This window comes from Evansella cellulosilytica DSM 2522 (genome assembly GCF_000177235.2).
Classification (GTDB): domain Bacteria; phylum Bacillota; class Bacilli; order Bacillales; family Salisediminibacteriaceae; genus Evansella; species Evansella cellulosilytica.
The window spans coordinates 1,978,538-2,004,964 of record NC_014829.1 but is presented as its reverse complement, the minus strand read 5'-3'; the positions used below and the strand labels follow the sequence as shown (position 1 = coordinate 2,004,964).

Below are 26,427 nucleotides of genomic sequence, written 5' to 3'. Positions count from 1 at the left end.
GCATCACGCCCTTTTTCTCATTCTCCTATAATAGAAAAATCTATCAACTAGTATAGCTCCAATAGTTGATATTGCTGTTGCAAGTATGGTTGTCCCAACAATTTCAGTAGGAGATACTGATCCGTATTGAATACGAATTGAAATGACTGTTGTTGGTATGAGAGTAATACTTGCTGTATTAATTGCTAATAGTGTTATCATTGACCTACTAGCTTCTTCTTTGCCACCATTCAAGCTTTTTAGTTCTTCCATCGCTTTTATCCCCATAGGTGTTGCCGCATTTCCTAACCCAAACATATTGGCACTCATATTTGATAAGATGTATCCCATCGCAGGATGATCTTTCGGTATATCAGGGAAAAGACGTGTAGCAATTGGACGCATAAGCTTACTAAGTCCGGATAAAAGTCCGGACTTTTCTGCTATTTTCATGAGCCCCAGCCAAAAAGTTAAAACACTTATTAGCCCAATACATATCGTTACAGCTTCCTTTGCACCTTGAAATATCGCTTCATTTACTTGATCCATCGTTCCATTTATCGCTGCGAAAACGAGGCCGATAATAAATAAGGATACCCAAATATAATTAACCACTCGCCTTCACTCCTAATGCAGCAAAAAGTTGGTCAAACCATTTCTTAAAAAATGACTTTTCTTCCTTAACAATCTCCTCAATATAACTTAAAGGAACGACACCTATAACATCGTTATTCATCATTATTTCAAGCTTTCCTATTGGGTATGGATGTCCCTTTTCTGCCCATTTTTCTTCAGGAGTTAATAGAGTAATCTTTTTCTCGATTTCTTCATTTTCTGCAACAGGATATTCAAATGAATACTCTGCATTAACTTTATTTCTGTAGTACTCATCATTAATGTTTGTTAATAGACCGTCTGAAACAATCGTTGTTAAGTTAAATGTTGAGAATGCCCATTCAAACATACTTATATGATCATTCCAATCATCTGGGGCGTTGATTGTTACTGCTATTAGCTCAACATCTTCTTTTTCTGCAGTAGACACTAACGTCCTTTTTGCCCTTTTTGTATAACCAGTTTTACCGCCTGTTGAATTTCTGTATAACTGTGTTAACAATCTATTCTTATTATTAAAAACTCTGTAATGATCATCTTTATTTTTTGATCTGTATGATTTTGTACCTGCAATTTCTTTATATTCTTCATTGTCCATAGCGTATCTAGTTAACAGAGCCATATCATACGCTGTCGAATAATGCTCTTCATGATCATCTAAACCATGTGGATTACTAAATACTGTTCTAGTCATTCCTAATTCCTGTGCTTTTTCATTCATCATATAGACGAAGCCCTCAAGACTTCCACCAACATGTTCCGCTATCGCAACTGCAGAGTCATTACCTGAACGCAGCATGAGGCCATATACTAAATCCCTTAGTTGGATTTCCTCTTCAGCAACTAAATAGATCGAAGAGCCTTCTGTTCCTTCAGCATTTGATGAAACTGTTACCCACTCATCAAGTTCACCAGATTCTATAGCTAAAATAGCTGTCATTATTTTCGTAATACTAGCTATTCTCATCTGTGTATGTGCTTCTTTCTCATATAACACTCGTCCACTTTCTTGCTCCATTAAAATTGCTCCCCTTGCGGAAACATTTCCGGGATATGTAGCTGCTGATGCTGTTATATCAGTAAACAATGTGCTTATTAATATGAAAGCTATTATTTTTTTAAACATAAAAACTCCTCCGAAAGTCAGTTTGTACAAGTTTATGCTAAACAAAAAAAGTTATGTCCATAGATTTCCACTAATAAATTCCGATTTCTTAAACAGTTTTATCCATTTCGAATGACAAAAGGAGCCTCCAAGGGATGGCTCCCATACAAAATATTTCTTATTTTTTTCAATAAGCATAGGATACCTACCCTTTTGGTTTGAAAACTAACGCTGCTAAGAAACTAAATATTATCGCAGCTGATATACCAGCACTTGTCACTTCAAATATACCTGTTATAATACCAATTATTCCATGCTGTTCAGCTTCTGCCATTGCACCATGAACTAATGAATTGCCAAAACTTGTTATAGGGACAGTCGCTCCTGCACCTGCCAAGTTTATTAATGGTTCATATAATCCAACTCCATCTAGTATTGCACCGGCTACAACAAGTGTACTCATCGTGTGTGCAGGTGTTAATTTAAAAATATCCATTAAGACTTGTCCAATGACACATATTATGCCCCCTACAATAAATGCATAAACAAAAATCATTTAGCTTTGCACCTCCACTACATATCCTCTTTTATCTTTGCTAAGTCTTTTTTCAATTGCTCCTCTGACTTTTTCCCGTCATATATTTCTTCATATAGGTTTGTCAATTGCATAAATATTTTACGATCAGTAGAAACATAAACCTCTCCATCTGAATTTAAATCATTTGCTCTTTTATATGCTTCTTTTCTAATTTTTTCAAGAAAAAGGCGATCAAATCCCGTTACATTTACAGCTACATATACATCATCTTTTAAGGAAACTGCTTGTACTTCTTCCACTTCATTCATTCGTTTCAATATCATTTCAGTTTGTTTTGCTTTTTCTTGAGATACAGATGGCTTCGCTTCCAAGGAACGGATATGTTGCGTCTCATCATTTGTAGCACAAGCAACTACAAACAAGAGCACAATTAAAATAGGGAACAACTTACTTGCTTTTAACATTTTATCGTTCGCTCCTTTCATAAATGTTAGTATTAAAAGACGGACAGAAATTATGTACTAGTGAATCGGAAAGATAAATTCCTTTTTATTAGTAGTATTATTTTTATTTATCAACCATAATTATATCCAACAAAAAAATGGGAAATTATAACATAGGAAGGAGGATGATACACTATGCTACTAGTCCTCATTGTATTGAGCATTCTACTCGCCTTTATCAATATCGGGTTTATTGTTTTTACACTAGTGAAGTTCAAACGACTAGAAAACAAACTCAATATATTACATTCGGATAGGATACATAACAAAAATAATGAGAGTGACGATTGGAATGATGAAATAAAACGAACTGTGCAACTACAATGTATGCAAGTAAGAAGTGCAGTTCAAAAACAAATCGATGATATACATAAGAAGGAAATCGAATTCGCCCCTAAATCACTTTCGATACCTTTAGAAAAGTTATCACACGTTTACTCAGAAGATCAGTTAAAGGTTATTCATACTTTTTGGGAAATTTACGAATCCTACCTAAAGACGCATTGGTTAACAAATAATGGGAACATTAAAAACGTGTTTAGTGGAAAAAAAGAAGACACAGAATCTAACGTTTTTAAGCTACATTCCGCCTCACAAAGGCTTCATGTAGAACTTACAACATTATTTGAAGAAATAATCAATTATTAGTAACAATTTAATAAGGTAGGTAAAGTCGTGAACACAAATTTCACTTTTTTAACAATTGAATTAGTTGTAGGATTTTTCGCATTATTATTTTTAACGAAGTTTTTAGGAAAGACTCAAATGCATCAGTTAACACCATTCGACTTTATATCTGCGATATTTTTAAGTGAGTTAGTAGGAAATGCGATATATGATAAGGACATCGGCATAAATTATGTTTTATATGCTGTATGTATTTGGGGAGCGCTCATTACACTTATAGAATTTACTACTCAAAAATGGAAAAAAACTCGATCCTTTCTGGAGGGAAAACCATCAATAATAATTCGTAACGGTGTCATTGACCGTGACCAGCTAAAGAAAAACAGGTTAGATTTAAATCAATTACAGCACTTATTAAGAGATAAAAACGTATTCTCCTTAAGAGATATCGAATATGCTATTTTAGAGGCAAATGGAAGCATCAATGTATTGAAGAAAGGCCAATTACATACAGCTACAAAAGAAGACATAGGTAAAGCAAACAAAGTAAGCCTACCTTTGTTTGTAATTAGTGATGGAGAATGGATTGAAGATAATATCTTTGAAACTACATTTACAAAAAATCAATTTGTTGAAGTGTTTAGAAGGCACGGTATCGCAGTAAAACATGTGTTATATGGGGAATGGCTTGAAGGGGAATCACTCTATTTACAGCTGAATCATGCACCATATATTAAACAAATTGAAATGAATAACTTTTAACGTTTTTATAGAAGAGTTTTAAAGGCTAGAAGTGCTATACTCGCCGTTAATTCCTCAAAGGTAAACTCACTACTTTCTAAAAAGGGCACTGAAAAAGTGGTTTTGCACTTTTTCAGTGCCCTCGATATATTTACCTTTTTCAGCGCCCATAATTTTATGCAATCACTAAATCAAAACTAAGTTCATACCATTAAACTTTAAGATTTTAACGCTCTATATGTTGAATTAGACAATCGATACGTTGTTTCTCACCTCATTAAACCTTTGTTGCACATAAGGCCAATTTATCACTTTCCACCAATTACTAATATAGTCTTCTCTCTTATTTTCATATTGTAAATAATATGCGTGCTCCCATACATCTAAAGGTAACAAAGGAATAACGTCCCATTGCGTTAAATTTTGATGCTTTTCAGCTGTTAAAACTTCTAGCCGACCTGGCCGTGGTGACCAGACCAAAATTGCCCATCCACTTCCTTCAACATTTTTTGCTGCTTCTGAGAAGTGAGCTTTGAATGCTTCAAAGCTACCAAAATCAAGAACAAACTGCTTTAGCAAAGCACCATTAGGTTGTCCACCGCCCTTTGGTGTCATCACTTTCCAAAAAAGAGTGTGTAAATAGTGTCCTGCTCCGTGAAAGGCTAGTTCGCGTTCCCAATGTTTTACGAGTTCAAAATGATTCCTTTCCCTTTGCCTTTGCAACTCTTTTTCTGCCTTATTCAATCCATCTACATATGATTGGTGATGTTTTTTATGGTGTAGCTCCATAATTCTTCTGGCAATGTATGGCTCCAAATCATGATATTGATAGTTTAATCTTGGCAAAGTATGTTCTCCAATGGCTACTCTCTTACTCTCACCATCGTTTTCATTACGCGATTCAACGGCTCTGCTATTAATATACCTGTCATAAAGTTGTTCTGCTTCATATTGAATTTTACCAAGCTTTCCATGGTCTTCTTCACGACTTAACTTATTTTGGAGACCTTTCACCTCATCCACAAAATTCTCACTTAAGCCATCTGATTGATGCAATTGCTCTTCAAAGTCATTTAGCCATTCCTTTAACTTTTCAATATAGTCATTTACATCCAACATATTCACCCTCCTCAATACATGCAATAGCATCATATGCATGAATGAGCTAGGTTCGTTCATGTAAAATTACATTTTTTTGGAAATATCTTCACCTGTCATGAATATAAAAAAAGCCCACGTTTCTTATCGTGGGCTAGTGACGAGACTTAAATAATATATTATTCTCCTTCACGCTGACGCATCTTTGTTCGAAAGTCTGTTTCGTAATATTCCAATTCTTCCCTTACCTCTTGTAAAGGCCCTTCAATTTTTTGCACTAAATCCTTTAGTTGTTGTGGAACAGCCACTCTAAAACGAATAGCATTTTTCCCAGTATAAGCAGCTCTACTATCTTCATACCATACGTCTAGTTTAGGTTGGAAGAACTCCTCAATACATTGATGAAAAATCCAATACAACGTTTTTTCTGCTGCACCTTTACGGAATTTTTCACTTCTTAATAACAAATAGCCTGATTCGCGCCCTTCATCAAAAAAAACTAAAATACGTCTTATTTGATCCAAAATATCAATATAATCAGACGCAGAGCCCCCTTCTCCTTCTTGAACGAGACTATCTATTGTCGTTGAATTTAAATACCCTCTAATTTCCTCAGCTGTTTTTTCTAATTTTTCCATAGTAAATGTAAGTTGTTGTTGTACTAAATCATTACCCATTTAGCATTTCTTCCCTTCTTTATTCAGTGTTCTTATTTAGCTTGATCCTCTTTCAAGGAAAAGTCTTGAAATCTTGTTAAGAATAAATCCACTTCTTCCTCAACTTCTTCTTCAGGTACTGATTCTGGAAGAGGTGGTAATTCTTTTGTTGATCGTAATCCAAATTGTTCTAAGAATTCTTTCGTTGTACCATACAAAATAGCGCGTCCTGTTTTTTCTGAACGAGCAACCTCTTTAATTAAGGACTTTGCTACTAAAGTACGCACTGGCCTTTCTGATTTCACTCCACGTATATCTTCAATTTCAATTCTAGATATCGGTTGTTTATATGCAACAATTGCTAGTGTCTCCAAAGCAGCTTGTGATAATGTCGTCGTTGAAGGAGATTGCACTAGTCTTTTAAAATACGGGGCGTGCTCAGCTTTTGTTGTAAATTGATACCCTCCAGCTATTTCCACTATTTGTATACCCCTTGAATCAGATGAGTATGCCTCTATTAATTCATTCATATAAAATTTAATTGTTTTTCTATCCATTTGAAGAACATCCATTAGTTGTTTCTCGTCTATCCCTTCCTCACCGGATACAAAAAGGAGACCCTCGATGATTGCTTTAATTTGATAACTCTTCAAGTTTATCCTCCCCCTTCTGTGAAATCAAGATGTCTTCGAAGTTTTTATGTTGCGTACATATAATGACATTCGCTTTCATCAACTCTAACAACGCTAAAAAAGATGTAACAATATGGTGTTTCTCTTTTTCTTCTGCAAAAAGCTCGGAAAATAACCTTTTTCCTTGATATCTTTGTAATGTTTCCATAATCTGGGCCATTTTTTCATCAATTGGGATTTCATCCCGTTGAATTCTTGAAGTTACTGGTTCCTTCCACTTCTTTCTTTTTTGCAGCTTTTGAAATGCTTGGAGCATATCATAAATGGATACATTCATACTTGAAGGCTCTTCCTCATCCAAAAGTGGTGTTAAATCAGTCATAGGCTTTGAAAATAAGTCACTTCTTGCACGTTCTCTCTCCTTTAAGCCACTTGCTGCCTCTTTATATTTTTTATATTCAATTAATCGAAACATAAGTTCTTCTCTAGGGTCTTCATTTTCATCATATTCAAAGTCTTCATCAATTTCATCTTCTGTTGCTGGGAGAAGCATTTGGCTTTTCATATGTAACAAAGTAGAAGCCATGACTAAATATTCGCTAGCAACATCTAATTGTAGCACTTGCATCGTATGAATATAGGTCATATACTGATCTGTTATCTGTTTTACAGGTATATCATAGATGTCCAGATCATTTTTTTGAATAAGATGTAACAATAAATCTAACGGCCCTTCGAAAGATTGCAGTTTTACACTATATTGCATATGCGTCACCATTTTTCCTTTATCTGATAAAATTATATCATAAACATATGCATTTGAACGGACTTTCCTATGTAATTTATCACAAGCATTTTTTCCTAACATATGATACGCTTATTTTTAGTAAGTAAAAATTTTATCCATTTTATGAGGAGGCTTTTAATGAAAAACTATCCCAAAGCCTACATTGACTTTTTAATTGAATTTCATTGCACTAGAGATTTTTTTGAATGTCATGAAATTATGGAGGAATATTGGAAAGAACACAACGAAAATCATTGGCTTGGTCTTATCCAATTAGCCGTAGCTATATACCACGAACGACAGAAAAATTATAGTGGTAGCTTACGTTTATATGAAAAGTCCCTTAATCACTTAAAAGAGAGTGAAACTGCTTTTCGACAATTAGGTCTAGATGTAAAAACGCTTAGTGACATGACGAGACAACGGATACTTAACATAAAAAATGGTGGAGGTTACAAAACAATGAACCTTCCTATTAGCGACAATCAACTCGTCGCGTTATGTAAAGAAAAGTGTGCACAAATCCAGCTCACTTGGTGTGATAACGACAACCAATCTGATGAGTCATTAGTTTATCGTCATAAACTACGCGATCGGTCTGACGTTATAGAAGAACGTTTAAAATCTCTAGACAAAAAGAAATAGAGTAGGCGCATGAAATTATTCATGCGCCTCTCACAGATCCGTACGTGCGGGTCATCGCATACGGCTCCTCCATGATTATCCCCGTTGGGGATGATGATCATTGTAAAGTTTTACAAGTGAGACAAGACCGATTTCTACGAACCATTCTTTAGGTAAAGCAGTATGTACTGGGGTAGACAAAGAGCTTCTCCATCTATTCATACGCAATCTAGGGAGATCTCCTTTCCATTTTCTTTTCCTCAGTTCCCTGTGCAATTTCCTAATATTTCTCCAACTTCTTAATTGAACTGATCTTAATCTTCTACGTATCCATCCATCAAATATAGTGAATATAGTCTTCCCATAAAAGTGACCAAAGTAGTTACCCCAACCTCTTAGGTATGGATTAAGTTTTTCTTTAATCAATGTCTCGATGTTTACGGTTTGGTTTCGCCTAGTGATCTCCTTAACCTTTTCTTTAAATTTCTTTAAAGCTTTAGGAGATGCAGAAACATAATAACCACCCTTGAATTCGTGACCCAAAAATAGAAATGGTTCTTCTAGGTTATTAACAACCTTAGTCTTTTCAGGGTGAACCGTTAAACCTAGTTCCTCGTTTAAGAAGCGAGTTACTGATTTAAGGACTCTTTCAGCCCCTTTTTGTGATTTACAACATATAACAAAGTCATCAGCGTACCTTGTGATTCGATGCCCCCGTTTTGTCATCAGTTCATCGAGTGGGTGTAAATAGATATTTGCAAGTAATGGACTAATAACCCCACCTTGAGGTGTTCCTTTTTCAGTAAGGTGGAAGCTTCCTCCATCCATAACCCCTGCTTGTAAAAAACTCTGAATCAACCGAATAACACTACCGTCTACTACTTCTTCCCTTACAGCTTGAATGAGTTTATCCTGTGGGATTGTATCAAAGTAGGCTTTTAGATCAGCGTCAATTACGTACACATACCCATCCATTAAATCCTTTCGGATTTTCTCTAATGCCATATGTGCACTTTTATTCGGTCTGAATCCGAAACTACAATCCAAAAATTTGTCTTCGAAAATTGGCTCTATAATGCGACGTACAGCCGCTTGAACAACACGGTCTCTCACAGTAGGAATTCCTAAAGGTCTTTTCGTCCCATCCGTTTTTGGAATAAATACACGCTTCACGGGTCTCGGTCTATAGGCCTTTTCTTTTAATTCACGTTGAAGAACTTGTACATTGTCCTCCACCCCGTGTTCAAAAGTACGGATAGAAACTCCATCTACTCCTGCAGACCCTCGATTTCGTTTTACCTCTTTGAATGCTTCCTCCATGTTGGACATAGCCCATACCTTATCCATTAAGCTATACCATTTTCTCTTTTGTGTAGACTTTACTCCATCACGAAAACTCTTCTGATTTAATCTCTCGCTCATGTTCGTATCCTTCCCTTGGCTCTCTCGGATGACTAGCACACGGCATTTTCCGAGTTTTACCTAAAGTACTCCGTCCCAAACGGTCTACTTACTATTCGACCCCAGTTCTTAGGCTCCACCTCACTGGCTTCTGCTTGGCACATGACGGCTTTCTAAATTGAATTGCTTTTCTTCCATGGACAGACGGGCTTCGCATCAAGTCCCTTCCTTTTGGGTAAGGGCTCGCCTTAGCAACGCCATGCTAAGTCACTCGCCATTACGACTTTTCCGACGAGCTTATTCACTAATATCCCCTGCTCTGACTTCTCACCACCCATAATCCCAACTCGCCCCTCACGGACTTGTTTGAGAGTTACCACTGCATAGCGGAGATGATGAGATCTCCTTGGGTCACGTCATCAAACTTTCCCTCGAACCCAGTCCTCATAACTTACAGAACCCTCTTGTGGCACTGGACTTCCCCATCTTTCGCAAGGTTATCCGATTCTGTCAGCCAACATGGTGGTTAGTCGTCTGTTCCGAGATTCGCCTTCAGGTCCTCCACACATTTCCTCGCGGACATGCACTACCTGTCAGCTATACACTTCCGCCACTTCGGCGTGTTAGGGACTTCCACCCATTAGTTCGATGCGCTGCCAAGCGCACGAAAGAAAGGATGGATTAAATCCACCCTTTCTTTTTTTACCTTATGAAATACCTTTACATAGGTTTGCCATTTCTATCGCACCAACAGCTGTTTCATATCCTTTATTGCCTGCTTTTGTTCCTGCTCTTTCTATCGCTTGTTCAATTGTATCTGTTGTTAGTACACCGAAAATAACTGGAATACCAGTTGTTAAAGACAATGATCCTACTCCTTTTGCTACTTCATTACATACATAATCAAAGTGAGGTGTAGATCCACGAATAACCGTCCCTAATGTAAGAACTGCGTCATATTTACCTGATTCCGCCATTTTCTTTGCGATTAATGGTATCTCAAACGCACCAGGAACCCACGCTACTTCAATGTCATTTTCTTCTACACCGTGGCGTTTCAATGCATCTTCAGCTCCACCAAGTAGTTTGCTCGTAATAAATTCATTAAACCTTGCTGTTACAATACCTACTTTTAATCCAGTACCTACTAAATTTCCTTCAAATACTTTCCCCATCATAAATTCCTCCAATGTTATTAAAAATGTAATAAATGTCCTAGTTTATCTTTTTTTACTTTTAAATATCTTTCGTTATCTTTTTTTGATGGTAGCTGAATTGGAACTCTGTCTACCACTTCAAGGTCATAACCTTTCAATCCAGTAATTTTCCTTGGGTTATTTGTTAGTAGCTTCATCTTTCTAACACCAAGATCTCGAAGAATTTGTGCGCCAATACCATACTCTCGTAAATCTGGAGCAAATCCAAGCTTTTCATTTGCCTCTACTGTATCATAGCCTTCTTCTTGTAGTTTATAAGCCCTTAATTTATTTAATAGCCCAATCCCTCTTCCTTCTTGCCTCAAATATAGTAACACTCCTGATCCTGCTGTCTCAATTTGAGCTAAAGCAGCATGAAGCTGAGGTCCACAATCACATCGTTGCGAACCAAATACATCACCTGTTAAACATTCAGAATGAACGCGAACGAGAGTCGGTTGATCTCCATTAATTTCACCCTTGACAAAAGCAACATGCTCTTTTCCATCTACAATGTTACTATAACCTATTGCTTTAAAATCCCCAAAGTCAGTAGGGAGTGATGTCTCAATTTCACGTTGAACTAATTTATCTTTTCTATTACGATATTGTATTAAATCTTTTATCGTTATCATTTTCAATTCATGCTCGTCAGCAATTTTTCGCAAGTTCGGAACTCTTGCCATTGAACCATCATCATTCATAATTTCACAAATAACACCTGCTGGTTTCGCTCCACACATACGTGCAAGGTCAACAGCTGCCTCAGTATGTCCTGCTCTTCGAAGTACCCCCCCGTCTTTAGCAACTAAAGGGAATATATGACCTGGTTTTTTGTAGTCAGATGGCTTCGTACTTTCTTCGATCAAGCTCATTACTGTTTCAGATCGCTCATGGGCTGAAATACCAGTAGTTGAATTTTTGTGGTCTATACTAATCGTAAAAGCTGTCCCATGAGGATCGGTATTATGATCAACCATTGGGACTAGTTCTAATTTTTCTGCTAGATTTCTCGTAATTGGAGCACAAATGAGACCCCTACCATGTGTAGCCATAAAGTTAATGACCTCTGGTGTTGCTTTTTCAGCTAATGCTATAAAGTCACCTTCATTTTCACGATCTTCATCATCGCACACAATGACTACTTTTCCTTGCATAAGCTCATATATCGCTTCTTCAATTGGATCAAATATAGACATCTTAATCCCCCCTCTTTCAATTAAAAACCATTGTCTTTCAAAAAGCTTTCTGTTATATTTCCAGTTTTATTTGAATTAGTTCGTTGTATAATTAGTTCCTCTATATATTTTGCTAACATATCGCATTCTACATTCACAATATCTCCGGGTCCTTTGTCACCAATAATTGTTTCTTGGATCGTGTGAGGAATGATCGATATTGTAAAAGTATCGTCAGACAAGCCAAAGATTGTTAAGCTAGTACCATCCACAGTGATACTTCCCTTCATCATCATATACTTTCGCAATTTTGATGAAACTTCGATCTCGTAGTATACAGCATTATGTTCAGGCCGCTTTTTGCGAATGGTACCCACTCCATCAACATGTCCAGAAACAAAGTGACCCCCGAATCGACCATTAGCAGCCATTGCTCTTTCTAGATTCACTTTCGAACCAACTGTCAAATTCTTTAAGCTAGTATTTCTAACCGTTTCTGGCATCATGTCAACCGTAAAGTAATGATCATTAAATGTTGTAACTGTAAGACATACGCCATTAACTGCTATACTATCTCCTAAATGGACATCCTGTAATATTTTTTTGGCTTTAATTTCCATTACTATGGAATCGCCAGATTGTGAAATCGTTTTTACATGTCCTTTCTCTTCAATAATTCCTGTGAACATTTAGTCTTCCTCTCCTTTCGTCAAAACTAACTTTATATCATTACCAATTTGCTCTAATGATTGGACTTTTAATTTTTTTGCATCTGCTAATTTTTCTATTCCAGAACCAGAGAAGGAAGAAAGAGCATCTTCTCCACCGATTAATAAAGGGGCTATATACACAATCACTTGTTGAAATTCCCCCGATTTTAAGAATGAATCGTTTACGGTACCTCCACCTTCTACTAAAAGAGAAGTAATGTTATGTTCCCCAAGTAAATATAGTAAAGAAGAAATTTCAATCTTATCATCATCAAGTATCAATACTTTAGTCCCTTTGTCTCGCAACAAATCAATTTTTTCCTTATTAGCTAACCGTGTCGTTATGACCCATGTCAAAGACGCATGATCATTAATAAGTTTCGCTGTCATCGGTATCCTAAGTTCTCGATCTAAGATGACTCTAATTGGATTCTTTCCACCGTCTGGTAATCTAGTTGTTAAAGCAGGGTCATCTTTAATTACCGTATTAATACCTACTAGAATAGCATCGTTCTTATGGCGTAATTGATGGACATCTTTTCTAGACTCTTCACTCGTGATCCACTGACTCTCCCCAGTACGAGTAGCAATTTTCCCATCTAAACTAGTAGCAGATTTCAAGGTAACAAAAGGTTTTTTTGTATTAACAAAATGGAAGAAAACATCATTTAATTTGTCCGTTTCCTCCTTCATACACCCTACCTCTACTTCAATACCTGCATCCTCAAGCTTCTTTATACCTCTTCCAGACACTTTCGGATTTGGGTCAACAGAGCCAATAATAACTTTCTTGATTCCGGCCTCAATTACTGCATCAGCACATGGCGGTGTACGACCGTAGTGGGAACAGGGCTCAAGTGTTACATAAATCGTTGCCCCCTCTGTTTTATCTTTTGCCATTTCAATCGCATGCTTTTCTGCATGATGCTCACCAGCCTTTAAATGTGCTCCAAAGCCAACAATTTGATTATTATTTACAATAACTGCACCTACCACAGGGTTAGGGGTAGTGTGCCCTTCTGTCACTTTTGCAAGCTCAATTGCCATCTTCATATACTTATTGTCCATAAATATATATCCTCATTTCTAGAACGACATAAATGTAAAAGGTTTATGTTAGCAAAATAAAAAACCTGAAGAACCGTTGCGTCCTTCAGGTTAAACTCGTATAGGTAGATAGATGGTGAACAACCAGAGAAAATGATCTTTAAAAGCATCGTCAAATAAGCTGTACAAAATAGATTTTTTCGCACAGAAATTAAGCATCAACTTTTTCGATTTTTTTAAAGTTGAGCATCATTTTCCACCGATAATTCCTTCTCCCATCCAGACTATACTGTCGGCTCTGGTTTTGCACCAGTATCCACCGTCACTAAAAAGTGCCGGGTCACGGGCTTAGAAGTTTTCTATTCTTCATCACCGCCGGTTGGGAATTTCACCCTACCCCGAAGGATTCGGTTATTAAATTATTAGTAAATTTAGTGTGTAAAAAAACTTTATTACTTACTTTGTTTTGTAGATGTCTTGATATTACCACTCTGTGTGTATATAAGCAAGAATTTTACCTGTGACGATTACATGACAATCTTTTAAATTATGAATGAGTTTCCGGATCTTCTTTATTTACTAGCCCTTTTAGCATGAAATATCCACCGACGACAAAAATAACAAATTTAATATCAGAAAAGTGGTTTTCTAATGTTTGAGGTAGGATGAAGTGAAGTTGTTCCGTTAAAAAGTTGGACGGAAATAAAGCAATAGTTAATATAATTATACTAGACAATAACAAAGCCCAATTAATGCTCAATTGTTTAATAAATAATTTTTCTGTCCTCTTTGGAGATAAAAGAAACCCGATACAAAATACGATGAAATGAGGCATTACTTCAAGGAAATACGATAGCGAGGCAGAATGTATTTGTTCTTTACTTGCTTCTTCCATAATAAAAGGAACTAATATGAATAAAAGCACAATGATGATAGTTTGAAAGAACGTAATGACGTTTAATTGGTTAATAACTCATACCCTCCTTCCTTTTTTACTATATGTATATGACCGTTAATTAGTTTGTATCAAACCTTTTATACACTATTAATTTCAATCACTTTCCAGCATCATACTTTCAAAAATATTTTCTCATTTTGCTGTATCCGTCGAAACATCTTTTATTGTATTCAAGAAGTATATCCTCGGTGCTGCGGGGCAAGGCTTTAAAAGGCACTGAAAAAGTTGTTTTATACTTTTTCAGTGCCCTTATTAATCAACCTTTTTCAGACTACTGTTCAAATATTTCTTTTTATCACTTGAACGAGTACCCATATGTTTACTCTTCAAATACTTTGACTTCTTCCATTACATCGCCTTGCTTAATCTTCAATACAGCATCCATACCTTCTGTAACTTGTCCAAAAACTGTATGAACGCCGTCTAAATGTGGCTGTGGCTCGTGTACGATAAAGAACTGACTACTTCCAGTGTCCTTTCCAGCATGTGCCATTGATAAAGATCCTTGTACGTGCTTATGTGGATTACCTTCTGTTTCACACTTTATTGTTTTTCCACTTCCACCCGTTCCTGTTCCTAATGGACATCCACCTTGTGCCACGAAACTAGGGATTACTCTGTGAAAAGTAAGTCCGTTATAAAAGCCTTCGTTTGCTAACTTTTCAAAGTTTTCTACTGTCCCTGGTGCTTCATTAGGGAAAAATTCGATTTGAATTTTTTCGCCATTCTCCATTGTGATTGTGCCTTTTTTCATATTGTTAATCCTCCTGAGTTTATGTAATTAATGTATTCATTTTACATCCATCCCATTGTACACTATTTGATAATAGAAATAAAACTAGGTTGCCCCAAAGTGTCCACACTTTTTAAACAACCTAGTTCTGTATTAGTACCCTTTTATAAACTGTTAGCTAAGTTTTTTGTATTGCTTCGATATGACACTTCATTTTTTACTAAGTCTTCATAAGATTCTCTCTTTATTACACATTGTTCTTGACCATCCTCTACAAAAATAACTGCTGGTCGGAGAATTCTATTGTAATTATTGGCCATCGAATAACCGTATGCTCCCGTTGAAAAAACTGCGAGCAAATCACCAGCCTCTGTTTTTGGTAACTCTATATCCCAAATTAACATATCTCCACTCTCGCAGCACTTTCCAGCAATAGATACAAGCTCTTCGCTTTTCCCGTCCATTTTATTAGCTATTTGAGCAGCATATTTCGCTTGATATAATGCCGGTCTGATATTATCCGTCATCCCACCATCAACCGAAACATACGTCCGAATGCCCGGTATTTCTTTTCTTGATCCGATAGAATAAATCGTTGTACCTGCTTCTCCTACTAAAGATCTTCCAGGTTCAATCCATACCTCAGGTAGTGTCATGTTAAATTTTTGCGCATAATGTTTTACTGCTTTCACCATCGCTTGAACATATTCTTCTAATGGAAGTGGTTCATCTTCGATAGTATACTTGATACCGAAACCACCGCCAAGATTTAAAACGTTAGGCTCATAACCAAGCTTGTTCTTCCATGTTAAAAGGTGATTATAAATGGCCTCCACCGCAGAGGTAAATCCATCAGTCTCAAAGATTTGTGAACCAATATGAGAGTGAACCCCTTCCAGTTGAACATATTGATGTTCTTGAATCATCATGATTGCCTTTTCTGCTTGCCCACTTTGTATATCAAAACCAAATTTAGAATCCTCTTGTCCAGTTGAAATATATTCATGCGTATGTGCTTCCACACCTGGAGTAATGCGAATAAGAACTTTCATTTCTTTTTTTAATGATTGCGTAATTGCCATCAACCATGATAATTCCGTAAAATTATCAACAACAATGCATCCTATTCCTTCTTTTACCGCCATTTCTATTTCATCAGGACTTTTGTTATTTCCGTGAAAATGAATTCTTTCTACCGGAAAATTAGATTTTAATGCAGTGTAAAGTTCACCACCAGATACAACATCTAAGCTTAAACCTAGTTCGTCTATTAACTGGAACATTGCAATGGAACTAAACGCTTTACTGGCATATGCAACTTGATATTCAATATTTTCCTCTTCAAAAGCACTTTTAAATGCTTGTGCTCTATTTACAATATCCTTTACATCGTATACGAACAAAGGAGTGCCATACTTCTCCACAAGCTTCGTCGTATCTACCCCTCCAATTTCTAAGTGCCCTTGTTCATTTATTTTCCCCGTACCATGTAAATCCATCGTTGTTACTCCTCTCACTGGCCATATAAAAATGATATAGCCAATATATAATATAGACGTGTAAAAAGGATAACGGAGCAAATCCCATCCGTTATCCTTTGACGTAAACATTCAATCCATCGGATAGTACTCCACTGCTAAAAACAGTGACAGTGTGTTGCCTATTAAACAACACCCCAGCATTTTAAGTTGGCTCCTTAAAACACTTCGGCAAATTGACCTTTCCATTACTTTCAGTGCTCGCCATTAACTCCAGTAATGTACTCATTCGTTTTGCGCCCCTAACGCATGGTATATTTTATTATCATTTATGCTGTTTTCAACGATATCATATCTTCCTTATTGTTTCAAGAAGTTAATTGCTATTAGATTGCTTCACTGCGTCCTGTGGCTTTACAATACTAGGTCTACGGCGCTTAATCGGCATTGCTTGCCTTATTAAAACATCTAAGGCTGCAACTGGATAAAACGGTAGAAATGGCCATAAATACGGTACATTTAGAGACCTAATACAAGCTAGTGCAACAAAGAATATTGTCGTACCAATGACAAACCCTGGTGCATGAAATAGACCAACTAAAACTAGCAGCACTAGACGTAACATCTTCAAAGCTAAAGCAAGTTCATAACTAGGCGTTGCAAACATGCCTATCGCTCCTATAGCTACGTAAAGTATGACTTCTGGAATTAATAGCCCGACCTCTATTGCTATTTCACCAATTAGAAGTGCTGCAACTAAACCTAATGCTGTCGCTAGCGGGGAAGGGGTATGAATAGCAGCCATCCTCAACAATTCTATTCCTAATTCTGCAACAAATATTTGCGCAAAAACCGGTACGTTTGTTGTTTCATCTGGCCCAATATAATCAAGATTATCAGGTAATAACCCTGGTTCTAACACCATTAATAACCATAATGGTAGTATAAATAATGAAAAGAGCATACCCGAAAACCTCACCCAACGTAAGAAAGTTCCAACGAGAGGGGCTTGCCGATACTCTTCTGCATGTTGTACATGGTGAAAGAAAGTAGTTGGAAAAATAATCACACTTGGTGATGCATCAACAATGACAATAACATGTCCTTCTAATATGTGAGTTGCTGCTACATCAGGCCTTTCAGTATATCTTACGATAGGGAACGGATTTGCTCCTTGCTTAACTACAAACTCCTCTACAACTTTATCCGCCATCGTTAATCCGTCAATGTCAATATTCTCTAATTCTTTCCGGATTACCTCGACTAGATTTGGATCTGCAACTCCATCAATATAACTAATACATACATCTGTTTTTGACCTACGACCAATTCTCATTATTTCGTTTCTTAAGTTTTCATCACGGATCCTTCTTCTAGTCAGAGCCGTATTTTCTATAATATTTTCAGTGTATCCATCACGACTTCCACGAACAACTCGTTCCGTATCCGGCTCTTCTGGACCTCTACCAGGATAACTTCGAACATCGATAATAATGGCATCCGGTTCACCTTCAACGATGATGACGATTAAACCAGCTAACAATTGGCCAATTGCATCATCTACCGTTTTTACATGCTCTACTTGAACATGGGTTAATCGATTTTCTATCTGTTCTCTAACATTATTTTCTTTTACTTCATTGGCGTCCAAGTACATCAATTCTTTTAACAGTTCAATTGTATACTGGATATCACAAAGTCCGTTTACAAAATAAAATTGGATTTCTTTATCCAATATGTAAAGCTTGCGAATACCAACATCAAAGCTTGTGCCGATTCCGACTCTTTCAGTAAAGTTTTTTTCATTTTCTCTACTATTTCTAGAGATTGGCTGATTGACTTTATCGTGTACTGGATCCATTGTAACCACTCCTTTCTATAATTAATTCGATCGCTTGTTTTGTAATAGGAGCCCCCATTTTTATAGCATCTTTACCTCCCATTTTACCAATGTCACCAATCCCAACAATCATCGGAATTGATAATTGATCTAGTACTGACACCGTATCCCCTCGCAGTCTACCGACTTCCGTATCTCTAATTCCATCCTTATCTACACCGAACTCTGTTAATGTACCGTTTCTGTCAATACTGACATCAATCCTCGTCCATTCGTGTGAATAAGATTGTGATGCTACAGCAATGGCACCTAATATTTTTATATTGGGGCATTGAACGACATCAATTAAAACGGATTCGCCAGGACCTTCATCGGGGAAACCGCAATCATCAAATAAAACGAGCACTAAATCTTTCTTTGCATTTAAAATTAATTGTATTAATGTATCACTATTAATTCTTGTAGGATTGCCACTTGATTCTGATATTAATTCACATTGAAGCTCTTTGGAGACATAATCAACAGCCTCCCTTGCTGATGCATCTCCATCAGTGACTAATATAACCTGCTTCATCAATTTCATGTAATCGCTCCTTTGTTCTAGTAAGCTCACTACTTTACTTACTTAGCGAACGAAAAATAACCAGTGATATAAGGAACCGAGTATTTTTCCAAGCACAATTGCCCATAGTAGCAAATTCACTTTGTTTTTCATCCCAATACGCTTTGCAAGAATCGGGAACACATTAAGTACTTCCGTTAATGCAGCTGCTAATAAACCAATAAACATTCCACACAATAAACCAATTGCTATTACAATAGGCGTTGGAAACGAAAGATGAGGTTCACCTAAACTGAACCACACACCTGCTAGAGCTCCTAGTACAATGGCCACTTCATAATAACGAAGACTTTTTTCAGATCGAGTCAAGTCAGCTAACCTTGGAATTACTCCTAACACTGTTAAAAAAGCGACGAAACCACTCCCTACAGCTAACCCACCTGCTAGTCCTATGAACATCAAAAGTATGAAACTAACCATCTCTTTCCTTCCAGGCCTCATTCTCATAGACGGATACGTACCTATCCATATTTTCCTGATAATTAAACATTTCTATTTCCATAGGACTTGGTTCTTCGTTAATTCGTTTCCTAAATACATGATTAAAAAATAAAATCATACCTAATCCAAGACCAATTGAGTATGGTATTTGTAATAAAATAGGATGTTCTACAGTTTCTCCTGTAATGGACTCATATAATTTCAAATGCACTTCCTGCATACTCACATCTTCGTGAAAATTCATAATCGCTAATCCAGCACCGATGAAAAGTAAACACCAAACAAATAGCAACAACACGGGTTGCTTAAAGTTATTCTTCTGTTTGCTATACACGATTGTTTGGGTTGGACCTATTACTTGAACATCTACATTTTTTATCAATTGCTGTATCTTGTTTACAATAAACATGGAATCAATCACATATAACTTCTTACTCATGTCGACTTTATACACCAGAATGTTCTTAATTTCTTGTTCACCCGCGCCATCAACGATGACTTGTGCTATATCACCAATTACAACAGATTGATCTTTCTCCCCCCAATAACGGCTTTTCAAACGAATGTATACTTTTTTACTCATCGAAAAACCTCTTTTCACGATATTCTCTCGAATAGTATGTAAAGATAAAGCCATTTCCATGCATATCTAATATTAAGAGATTGACTTAAAAGGTAAATACGACCTTTAGAGTCAATCTCTAAGCAATGTGCGTTGCCTCCAAAAAAGTTAGTCCACTCATTGAAATTTTTATAGTGCGCGCGCAGCGAGTAACTCCATTGCCATTTAATAATAAAGTTGATGTGTACTTTTCTAATTCCCACAGGCGTTTTGCAGCTTTCGTGAAAATCAATGCTAGGATTTAACAGAACCTAAAAAAAACAACTCAGCAATTAGCCGAGTTGTTCTTTTAATACCTTTAAGATTTTCTTCTCTAGTCGCGACACTTGTACTTGTGAAATACCTAGTCTTTCAGCAACTTGAGACTGTGTCTGATCTTTATAGTATCTCAAATAAACGATTAGTTTTTCTCTCTCATCTAATTTATCAATTTCGTCGCGTAGTGCTATTTTGTCAAACCACTTCATATCACCATCATCAGAAATTTGATCTAATAATGTAATAGGATCTCCATCATTTTCATATACTGTTTCATGTATAGAAGTAAGTTGTCTACTAGCTTCTTGGGCGAACACCACTTCTTCAGGAGTAAGATCAAGCTTTTCAGCAATTTCATTAACCGTTGGTGTTCTCCCTAATGTTTTGGAAAGCTCTTCTTTCATTTTCCTTATTTTATTAGCACTCTCTTTAATAGACCGACTAACTTTTACAGTTCCATCATCACGTAGAAAACGTTGGATTTCACCAATAATCATTGGAACTGCATATGTGGAAAATTTCACGTCATAACTCAGGTCAAATTTATCTACCGATTTAATAAGACCTATACAGCCAATTTGAAAAAGGTCATCTGCTTCATAACCGCGATTTAAAAACCGTTGTACAACAGACCAAACTAAACGTGTATTAGCGTTGACTATTTGATCTCTCGCTTCTTGCGCACCATCTTGAGCTTCTTTTATTAACCTCTTTACCTCTTTATCATCTAAATATGTTTGTGATTTTTTAGTTTGCTTAACTTCTACATCCATTAGCTTCCGTCCTCTCAATTGGCAAGTGCGCGTTGCTTTGAGAGTGTTTTTACTAATGTAACGGTTGTTCCAACCATGGGTTCTGAATGAATGGCAACTTCATCCATAAAGTTTTCCATGATTGTAAACCCCATACCACTTCGTTCTAGCTCAGGTTTTGATGTATACAACGGTTGTCTCGCTTCATCCAAGTTATGAATGCCTACACCTTTATCGCGGATCATTAGTCGTACTGTATCCTCTTCTAATTCCACTTCTAAATATACTTTTCCATTTGCATCTTCGTTATAGCCATGAATAATTGCGTTAGTCACTGCTTCACTCACAACCGTTTTTATTTCAGTTAACTCATCCATCGTTGGGTCTAGTTGTGCAACGAATGCTCCAACAGTTACTCTTGCAAATGATTCATTTTGACTCACTGCCGTAAAAGCCAATTCCATTTTATTTTTCATGATGCCACCCCCAACTCAAGAAGGGCATCCATTTCATTTGAAGCAAGTCTTACAATTTTGAATAGCCCAGACATTTCAAACAACCGTTTTATTTGTGGGGAAATCGAACAAACGACCATCTCTCCCCCTAATGTTTGTACATATTTGTAACGCCCTAAAACTACTCCTAACCCAGAACTATCCATAAATGATAAATGCTCTAAATTTAATAGAATATGAGTTAAATTTTGTTCCTTTAGTGCTTCATCAACACGCTCTCGTAATTCCATCGCTGTATGATGGTCTAATTCACCTTCAAGTCTAACACAGAGAACTTTGTCTCTTTTTTCCAAATCAATGAGTAAACTCATTCGATTCACCCCTTAAATTATAGTTCTAAACTCACCAGTTCCCCTCTCCCTGAGGAAAATTGGTCTTACGCTTAGTATCTTTCTTTATACTACTGCTCGTTTCCTTCTCTGAAACAAAACTAGTGGCTATTCGTCAAAAGAAGAAAAAAAATGATATTTTTAATACATTCCTTAATTAATTTCATTACCTACTAGTGCTGAGGTTGTTCTTTTCATCAATGTCCATAAGGAAGCTTCTGATACGTCCTCCTCTGCAACTACAGTAGTTTCTGATAAAATTTTCCCGTCTTTCTCAACATAAAGCGTACCAATAGTGTCACCTTTTTTTACTGGTGCGGGAATTTCATTTATTTCTAAACGTTCAGTAATCCCTTCGACATTTTCCCCTTTTTTCATTAGTAGCGACACATTTTCTTTTGCTAATGCAGGAACAGTCTTCGTAGAGCCTTTACTCACTTCTGCTTCCCCTAAAACTTGACCACGGTCATACCTTCTTTGAAGTTCATATTGACTATAAGCGTAATCAAGCATTTCCGTCACTTGGCGATTTCTATCCTTTGGTGTAGGTGCACCCATCACAACAGCGATAATTCTCATGCCATTTTTATTCGCACTCGCTGTTAAACAGTATTTTGCTTCATTTGTAAAACCAGTTTTTAACCCATCAACACCTGGGTAAAATTTCACTAGTTTATTCGTATTTACTAACCAAAACTCATCATCTGTGTCTTGCCTTAAATAATCTTCATATAAACTGGTGTACTTTGTGATCTCTTCATATTTTAATAATGCTTTAGCCATCAGAGCTAGGTCCTCTGCTGAGGAATAATGATTTTCTGCTGGCAGCCCATTTGAATTCACAAAATGTGTATTCTTTAATCCTAATTTTTTGGCTTTATCGTTCATCATTTGAACAAATTGTTCTTCAGAACCAGCCAAGTGTTCCGCCATGGCAACTGATGCATCATTACCAGATGCAATCGCAATCCCCTTCATCATTTCTTCAACGGTCATTTCTTCCCCTGGTTCTAGAAAGATTTGTGATCCACCCATAGATGCAGCTCTTTCACTCGTACGAACTTTTTCATCCCACGTTATTTTTCCCGAATCAATTGCTTCCATAATTAATAGCATTGTCATGACTTTTGTCATACTTGCTGGAGGTAATTTCTCCCCACTATTTTTTTCATATAAAACTTGACCAGTATCTCTTTCAATTAAGATAGCTGAAGTGGCATCATCTGCTAAATCAACTGTCGATTCTTCAGCTAAAGCAGAACCCGCACTTGAAAACATGTATAAACCTAGTAATAAAACAATGAATGATTTTTTCAATGTAAACCCTCCAATCACTTTTTCTTTTACCATTTTGCCCGTTTGCAACGGGAATATACTAAGATATACAGCTAAACAAAATAAAAAAACCGAGCCTTTTCGCCCGGTTTCGTCATGCTTCTAATCTACTTTGTGATCACATCATATATCAAATGAGGAGTAGATGTCTTCTCTTTTTTTATCGTATAAGAATCTATTATTCTTAATAGTATATCCTCTATTTGCTGATTGTTTGAGTGTACAACTACTATCGTTTCTCCTTCTTTCACATAGTCGCCTACTTTTTTTCTAAGTTCTAATCCCACAGATAAATCAATCGTCGATGTTTTGGTTGCTCTTCCTGCGCCTAACATCATTGCTGCAGTTCCAAGCTTGTCGGCAATAATGTTGGATACATATCCTTCTTTTTGGCTTTTAACTTCCATTTCATATTTAGCTTTGGGAAGTTTCGATACATCATCGATTACCGAGCTATCTCCTCCTTGACTTTCAATGAAAAGTTTAAAATGAGAGAGCGCTTTTCCAGATTGTAATGATTGTTTTAGCAAACCTCTCGCTTCCTCTAAGGATTTTGCCTTTTCCGCAAAAACTACCATGTGACTACCTAGTGTTAAGCAAAGCTCAGATAAATCGTCTGGACCTTTCCCTTGTAGCGTGTCAATTGCTTCTTTTACCTCAAGTGCATTCCCAATAGCATAGCCTAACGGTTGTCCCATATCAGAAATGATCGCAGAAGTTTTCTTCCCTAAGTCGTTACCAATTTTCACCATTGCTTTTGCAAGTTTTTTCGTCTCATCAAACTCTTTCATAAACGCACCTGCACCAGTTTTTACATCAAGTACAATCGCATCCGCTCCTGAAGCAATTTTTTTACTCATAATAGAACTTGCTATTAACGGTATCGAGTTAACTGTAGCCGTTACATCCCTTAAACTATATAACTTTTTGTCTGCTGGGGTTAAATTATCCGTTTGTCCGATAACTGCTACGCGATTTTTATTAACGAGGTCGATAAATGTATCATTAGTAATTTCCACACTAAAGCCTTTTATCGCTTCTAGTTTGTCGATTGTCCCTCCAGTATGCCCTAATCCTCTTCCACTCATTTTTGCAACTGGGACACCCACGCTTGCTACGAGCGGTGCTAATACAAGGGTTGTCGTATCACCGACACCACCCGTACTATGTTTATCCACTTTAATGCCTTTAATAGCAGAAAGATCAATAGTCTCTCCAGATCGAACGATAGCGTCAGTCAATAGCGCTGTTTCTTCTTCATTCATGCCTTGGAAATATATTGCCATAGCTAATGCACTTATTTGGTAATCTGGTACTGTCCCCGTTGTGTATCCTTCTATCATAAAATCAATTTCATCTTTTAAAAGGGCCTTACCGTCTCTTTTTTTCTCAATGAGATCTACCATTCGCATCTATTATTGTCCACCTTTCGCTGCCCAAGTAGAGTCATCACTTTTTTTCAGTATCTCTCGAACGAGTGCTTTGAATTTTGGCTTCGTTCTTGCAGCAACTTCCATCACTTCTTCATGGGTAATCCCCTCAATGGTTTCACCGATAGCCATATCTGTTATACATGAAATACCTAGTACACTCATTCCCATATGACGCGCAACAATCACTTCTGGGACTGTGGACATACCAACGACATCAGCACCGAAGTTTCTAAGCATAATCAATTCAGCTGCAGACATATAAGTAGGTCCACTAACTGCCGCATAAACACCTCGTTTTACTTCAAAATCTAATTCAAGAACAACTGTCATTGCATGCTCTCTCAGAATTGGTGTGTATGCATGGCTCATATCAGGGAAGCGAGGTCCTAATTCTTCTAAATTTGGACCGATTAATGGATTGTCACCAATAAAATTAATATGGTCATCAATAATCATTAAGTCTCCTGGCTTAAAATCAGCATTCATTCCACCACAAGCATTCGTTACGATCATACTTTCACAACCTAGAACTTTCATCACTCGAACGGGGAAAGTCACTTCAGTTAAAGGATAGCCTTCGTAATAATGGAACCTACCTTGCATGGCAATAACATTTTTCCCCTCTAGTTCACCAATAACAAGCTGACCTTTATGTCCTTCAACTGTTGAAACTGGAAAATGGGGAATATCATCATATGGGATAATAACTGCCTTTTCTATTTCATCAGCTAAATCGCCTAAACCTGAGCCTAGTATAAGTCCGATTTGCGGCTTCATCGTTAGCTTCTCTTCTATAAATGACGCAGCTTCCTTTATTTGTTCCATCTTCATTTCACTCTCCCCCATTCATTTTACGCACGATTGCCTTAACAAAAGACAAAAACTTTAACTTTACCATTTCTGTTGTTTCTATCACTTCGTCGTGTGTTAAAGGTTGATCTAAAATTCCAGCTGCCATATTGGATATACAAGTAATACCTAATACTTCGATATTACTATGTTTAGCTACAATTACTTCGGGTACAGTTGACATGCCGACAGCATCCCCTCCAAAGGAGCGTACCATTTTTATTTCCGCTGGCGTTTCATATGTAGGTCCTGTCATACCAACATATACACCTTTACGTACTCGTATGTTTTCCTCGTCGGCAACTTGTAATGCTAATTGTAATAACTTTTTACTATAAGCAGATGACATATCTGGGAAACGCGGACCGTACCTTTCTTCATTTGGTCCAATTAATGGGTTTGTACCAAAGAAGTTAATGTGATCTTTTATTAACATTAAGTCTCCGGGTTGATAGGAGGTATTTACCCCACCAGCCGCATTCGTAACAATTATTGTCTGTACGCCGAGTTCTTTCATCACCCGAACTGGTAATGTGACAAGCTCCATTGAATATCCTTCATAATAATGAAAGCGGCCTTGCATGGCAACAACTTGTACTCCTTCTATATCACCAAAGACGAGTTGACCTTTATGTCCTGCGACTGTTGATTTAGGGAATCCTGGAATATCACTATAAGGTATCGTAATAGCGTTGTTAATTTCGTCAGCTAAGACTCCTAAACCGGAGCCTAGTATTAAACCGAGATCAGGAGCCTCCATTATTTTAGAATGTATATACTGCTTTGCTGCTTGTATCTTTTTTGTATCCATCTATTTTTTCCTCA

The 26,427-nt window shown here is 36.9% G+C and carries 30 protein-coding genes and 2 riboswitches; of the genes, 3 read left to right on the top strand and 27 right to left on the bottom strand.

Features of this window, described 5'->3' with window-relative positions; translation table 11 throughout:
- Positions 1 to 3 precede the first annotated feature (3 nt).
- From BCELL_RS09135 to BCELL_RS09120, 4 genes are all read right to left on the bottom strand, one after another.
- A complete protein-coding gene (locus tag BCELL_RS09135) occupies positions 4 to 594 on the bottom strand; it encodes a nucleoside recognition domain-containing protein (RefSeq protein WP_013488416.1) in 591 nt (196 codons plus the stop codon).
- A complete protein-coding gene (locus BCELL_RS09130; RefSeq protein WP_013488415.1) occupies positions 587 to 1,720 on the bottom strand; it encodes a D-alanyl-D-alanine carboxypeptidase family protein in 1,134 nt (377 codons plus the stop codon). The genes BCELL_RS09135 and BCELL_RS09130 overlap by 8 nt, the downstream gene beginning before the upstream one ends.
- Before the next feature lie 184 nt (positions 1,721 to 1,904).
- Entirely contained in the window at positions 1,905 to 2,255 is a 351-nt protein-coding gene (gene spoVAE / locus BCELL_RS09125; RefSeq protein WP_013488414.1) for a stage V sporulation protein AE, read from the bottom strand.
- Between the two features lie 17 nt (positions 2,256 to 2,272).
- Positions 2,273 to 2,701: a YhcN/YlaJ family sporulation lipoprotein gene (locus BCELL_RS09120; RefSeq protein ID WP_013488413.1), complete on the bottom strand. Its 429-nt coding sequence runs from the start codon at positions 2,699 to 2,701 to the stop codon at positions 2,273 to 2,275.
- A gap of 174 nt (positions 2,702 to 2,875) precedes the next feature.
- On the opposite strand from BCELL_RS09120, the gene BCELL_RS09115 reads away from it, so the two are divergent.
- Together BCELL_RS09115 and BCELL_RS09110 are read left to right on the top strand one after the other, a co-directional pair.
- On the top strand, positions 2,876 to 3,388 hold the full coding sequence (locus tag BCELL_RS09115) for a hypothetical protein (protein ID WP_013488412.1): 513 nt from the start codon (positions 2,876 to 2,878) through the stop codon (positions 3,386 to 3,388).
- Positions 3,389 to 3,415: 27 nt separating this feature from the next.
- Positions 3,416 to 4,129, top strand: coding sequence for a DUF421 domain-containing protein (locus tag BCELL_RS09110; RefSeq protein ID WP_013488411.1), 714 nt, complete (start codon positions 3,416 to 3,418; stop codon positions 4,127 to 4,129).
- 225 nt (positions 4,130 to 4,354) lie between these two features.
- On the opposite strand, the gene BCELL_RS09105 is transcribed toward BCELL_RS09110, so the two are convergent.
- The 4 genes from BCELL_RS09105 to BCELL_RS09090 form a co-directional block, all read right to left on the bottom strand.
- On the bottom strand, positions 4,355 to 5,287 hold the full coding sequence (locus tag BCELL_RS09105) for a superoxide dismutase (protein ID WP_157184187.1): 933 nt from the start codon (positions 5,285 to 5,287) through the stop codon (positions 4,355 to 4,357).
- Positions 5,288 to 5,385: 98 nt separating this feature from the next.
- Positions 5,386 to 5,883, bottom strand: coding sequence for a YpuI family protein (locus tag BCELL_RS09100; protein ID WP_013488409.1), 498 nt, complete (start codon positions 5,881 to 5,883; stop codon positions 5,386 to 5,388).
- A 32-nt stretch (positions 5,884 to 5,915) separates the two neighbouring features.
- Entirely contained in the window at positions 5,916 to 6,515 is a 600-nt protein-coding gene (scpB, locus tag BCELL_RS09095) for an SMC-Scp complex subunit ScpB (RefSeq protein WP_013488408.1), read from the bottom strand.
- A complete protein-coding gene (locus BCELL_RS09090; protein ID WP_013488407.1) occupies positions 6,496 to 7,260 on the bottom strand; it encodes a segregation/condensation protein A in 765 nt (254 codons plus the stop codon). Before BCELL_RS09090 ends, scpB begins: the two co-directional genes overlap by 20 nt.
- A 159-nt stretch (positions 7,261 to 7,419) precedes the next feature.
- On the opposite strand from BCELL_RS09090, the gene BCELL_RS09085 reads away from it, so the two are divergent.
- The gene (locus BCELL_RS09085) at positions 7,420 to 7,926 is read left to right on the top strand and encodes a DUF309 domain-containing protein (RefSeq protein ID WP_013488406.1); all 507 of its coding nucleotides are present in this window, start codon (positions 7,420 to 7,422) and stop codon (positions 7,924 to 7,926) included.
- Between the two features lie 75 nt (positions 7,927 to 8,001).
- Here the strand turns inward: BCELL_RS09085 and ltrA are convergent, their stop codons facing one another.
- The 19 genes from ltrA to BCELL_RS08990 all read right to left on the bottom strand — a co-directional run bounded on the left by ltrA (position 8,002) and on the right by BCELL_RS08990 (position 26,413).
- Complete coding sequence (ltrA, locus tag BCELL_RS09080; protein ID WP_013488213.1) at positions 8,002 to 9,327, bottom strand: group II intron reverse transcriptase/maturase; 1,326 nt, start codon at positions 9,325 to 9,327, stop codon at positions 8,002 to 8,004.
- A 686-nt stretch (positions 9,328 to 10,013) separates the two neighbouring features.
- Positions 10,014 to 10,481: a 6,7-dimethyl-8-ribityllumazine synthase gene (ribH, locus tag BCELL_RS09075; RefSeq protein ID WP_041808193.1), complete on the bottom strand. Its 468-nt coding sequence runs from the start codon at positions 10,479 to 10,481 to the stop codon at positions 10,014 to 10,016.
- 20 nt (positions 10,482 to 10,501) lie between these two features.
- Positions 10,502 to 11,701 carry a bifunctional 3,4-dihydroxy-2-butanone-4-phosphate synthase/GTP cyclohydrolase II gene (locus tag BCELL_RS09070; protein ID WP_013488404.1) on the bottom strand — a complete coding sequence of 400 codons (1,200 nt, stop codon included), beginning with the start codon at positions 11,699 to 11,701 and terminating at the stop codon, positions 10,502 to 10,504.
- Positions 11,702 to 11,721: 20 nt separating this feature from the next.
- A complete protein-coding gene (gene ribE / locus BCELL_RS09065) occupies positions 11,722 to 12,369 on the bottom strand; it encodes a riboflavin synthase (protein ID WP_013488403.1) in 648 nt (215 codons plus the stop codon).
- Positions 12,370 to 13,458, bottom strand: a complete 1,089-nt coding sequence (gene ribD / locus BCELL_RS09060) for a bifunctional diaminohydroxyphosphoribosylaminopyrimidine deaminase/5-amino-6-(5-phosphoribosylamino)uracil reductase RibD (RefSeq protein WP_013488402.1) — start codon at positions 13,456 to 13,458, stop codon at positions 12,370 to 12,372. It lies immediately after the preceding gene.
- 242 nt (positions 13,459 to 13,700) lie between these two features.
- Positions 13,701 to 13,847, bottom strand: a riboswitch (FMN riboswitch).
- Between the two features lie 137 nt (positions 13,848 to 13,984).
- Entirely contained in the window at positions 13,985 to 14,332 is a 348-nt protein-coding gene (locus tag BCELL_RS09055) for a hypothetical protein (protein ID WP_013488401.1), read from the bottom strand.
- A gap of 382 nt (positions 14,333 to 14,714) precedes the next feature.
- Positions 14,715 to 15,149: a peptidylprolyl isomerase gene (locus tag BCELL_RS09050; protein WP_013488400.1), complete on the bottom strand. Its 435-nt coding sequence runs from the start codon at positions 15,147 to 15,149 to the stop codon at positions 14,715 to 14,717.
- Between the two features lie 143 nt (positions 15,150 to 15,292).
- Positions 15,293 to 16,627 carry a diaminopimelate decarboxylase gene (gene lysA, locus BCELL_RS09045; protein WP_013488399.1) on the bottom strand — a complete coding sequence of 445 codons (1,335 nt, stop codon included), beginning with the start codon at positions 16,625 to 16,627 and terminating at the stop codon, positions 15,293 to 15,295.
- A gap of 116 nt (positions 16,628 to 16,743) precedes the next feature.
- A riboswitch (Lysine riboswitch) is annotated at positions 16,744 to 16,919 on the bottom strand.
- A gap of 63 nt (positions 16,920 to 16,982) precedes the next feature.
- Positions 16,983 to 18,467 carry a spore germination protein gene (locus tag BCELL_RS09040; RefSeq protein ID WP_013488398.1) on the bottom strand — a complete coding sequence of 495 codons (1,485 nt, stop codon included), beginning with the start codon at positions 18,465 to 18,467 and terminating at the stop codon, positions 16,983 to 16,985.
- Positions 18,448 to 19,029 (bottom strand): stage V sporulation protein SpoVABEA, encoded by a 582-nt coding sequence (spoVAEA, locus tag BCELL_RS09035; protein WP_013488397.1) that lies wholly within the window; start codon positions 19,027 to 19,029, stop codon positions 18,448 to 18,450. Before spoVAEA ends, BCELL_RS09040 begins: the two co-directional genes overlap by 20 nt.
- A 42-nt stretch (positions 19,030 to 19,071) precedes the next feature.
- On the bottom strand, positions 19,072 to 19,488 hold the full coding sequence (locus BCELL_RS09030; protein ID WP_013488396.1) for a stage V sporulation protein AB: 417 nt from the start codon (positions 19,486 to 19,488) through the stop codon (positions 19,072 to 19,074).
- Positions 19,481 to 20,092 carry a stage V sporulation protein AA gene (locus tag BCELL_RS09025; RefSeq protein WP_013488395.1) on the bottom strand — a complete coding sequence of 204 codons (612 nt, stop codon included), beginning with the start codon at positions 20,090 to 20,092 and terminating at the stop codon, positions 19,481 to 19,483. Before BCELL_RS09025 ends, BCELL_RS09030 begins: the two co-directional genes overlap by 8 nt.
- Positions 20,093 to 20,403: 311 nt before the next feature.
- Positions 20,404 to 21,162, bottom strand: coding sequence for an RNA polymerase sporulation sigma factor SigF (gene sigF / locus BCELL_RS09020; RefSeq protein WP_013488394.1), 759 nt, complete (start codon positions 21,160 to 21,162; stop codon positions 20,404 to 20,406).
- Between the two features lie 14 nt (positions 21,163 to 21,176).
- Positions 21,177 to 21,617, bottom strand: a complete 441-nt coding sequence (gene spoIIAB, locus BCELL_RS09015; RefSeq protein WP_013488393.1) for an anti-sigma F factor — start codon at positions 21,615 to 21,617, stop codon at positions 21,177 to 21,179.
- The gene (spoIIAA, locus tag BCELL_RS09010; protein ID WP_013488392.1) at positions 21,614 to 21,967 is read right to left on the bottom strand and encodes an anti-sigma F factor antagonist; all 354 of its coding nucleotides are present in this window, start codon (positions 21,965 to 21,967) and stop codon (positions 21,614 to 21,616) included. Before spoIIAA ends, spoIIAB begins: the two co-directional genes overlap by 4 nt.
- A gap of 171 nt (positions 21,968 to 22,138) precedes the next feature.
- Positions 22,139 to 23,263, bottom strand: a complete 1,125-nt coding sequence (locus BCELL_RS09005; RefSeq protein WP_087942437.1) for a D-alanyl-D-alanine carboxypeptidase family protein — start codon at positions 23,261 to 23,263, stop codon at positions 22,139 to 22,141.
- A 164-nt stretch (positions 23,264 to 23,427) separates the two neighbouring features.
- The gene (locus BCELL_RS09000) at positions 23,428 to 24,732 is read right to left on the bottom strand and encodes a pyrimidine-nucleoside phosphorylase (RefSeq protein WP_013488390.1); all 1,305 of its coding nucleotides are present in this window, start codon (positions 24,730 to 24,732) and stop codon (positions 23,428 to 23,430) included.
- Positions 24,733 to 24,735: 3 nt separating this feature from the next.
- Positions 24,736 to 25,584 (bottom strand): purine-nucleoside phosphorylase, encoded by an 849-nt coding sequence (locus tag BCELL_RS08995; RefSeq protein ID WP_013488389.1) that lies wholly within the window; start codon positions 25,582 to 25,584, stop codon positions 24,736 to 24,738.
- A gap of 1 nt (position 25,585) precedes the next feature.
- Complete coding sequence (locus tag BCELL_RS08990) at positions 25,586 to 26,413, bottom strand: purine-nucleoside phosphorylase (RefSeq protein WP_013488388.1); 828 nt, start codon at positions 26,411 to 26,413, stop codon at positions 25,586 to 25,588.
- Positions 26,414 to 26,427: the final 14 nt, after the last annotated feature.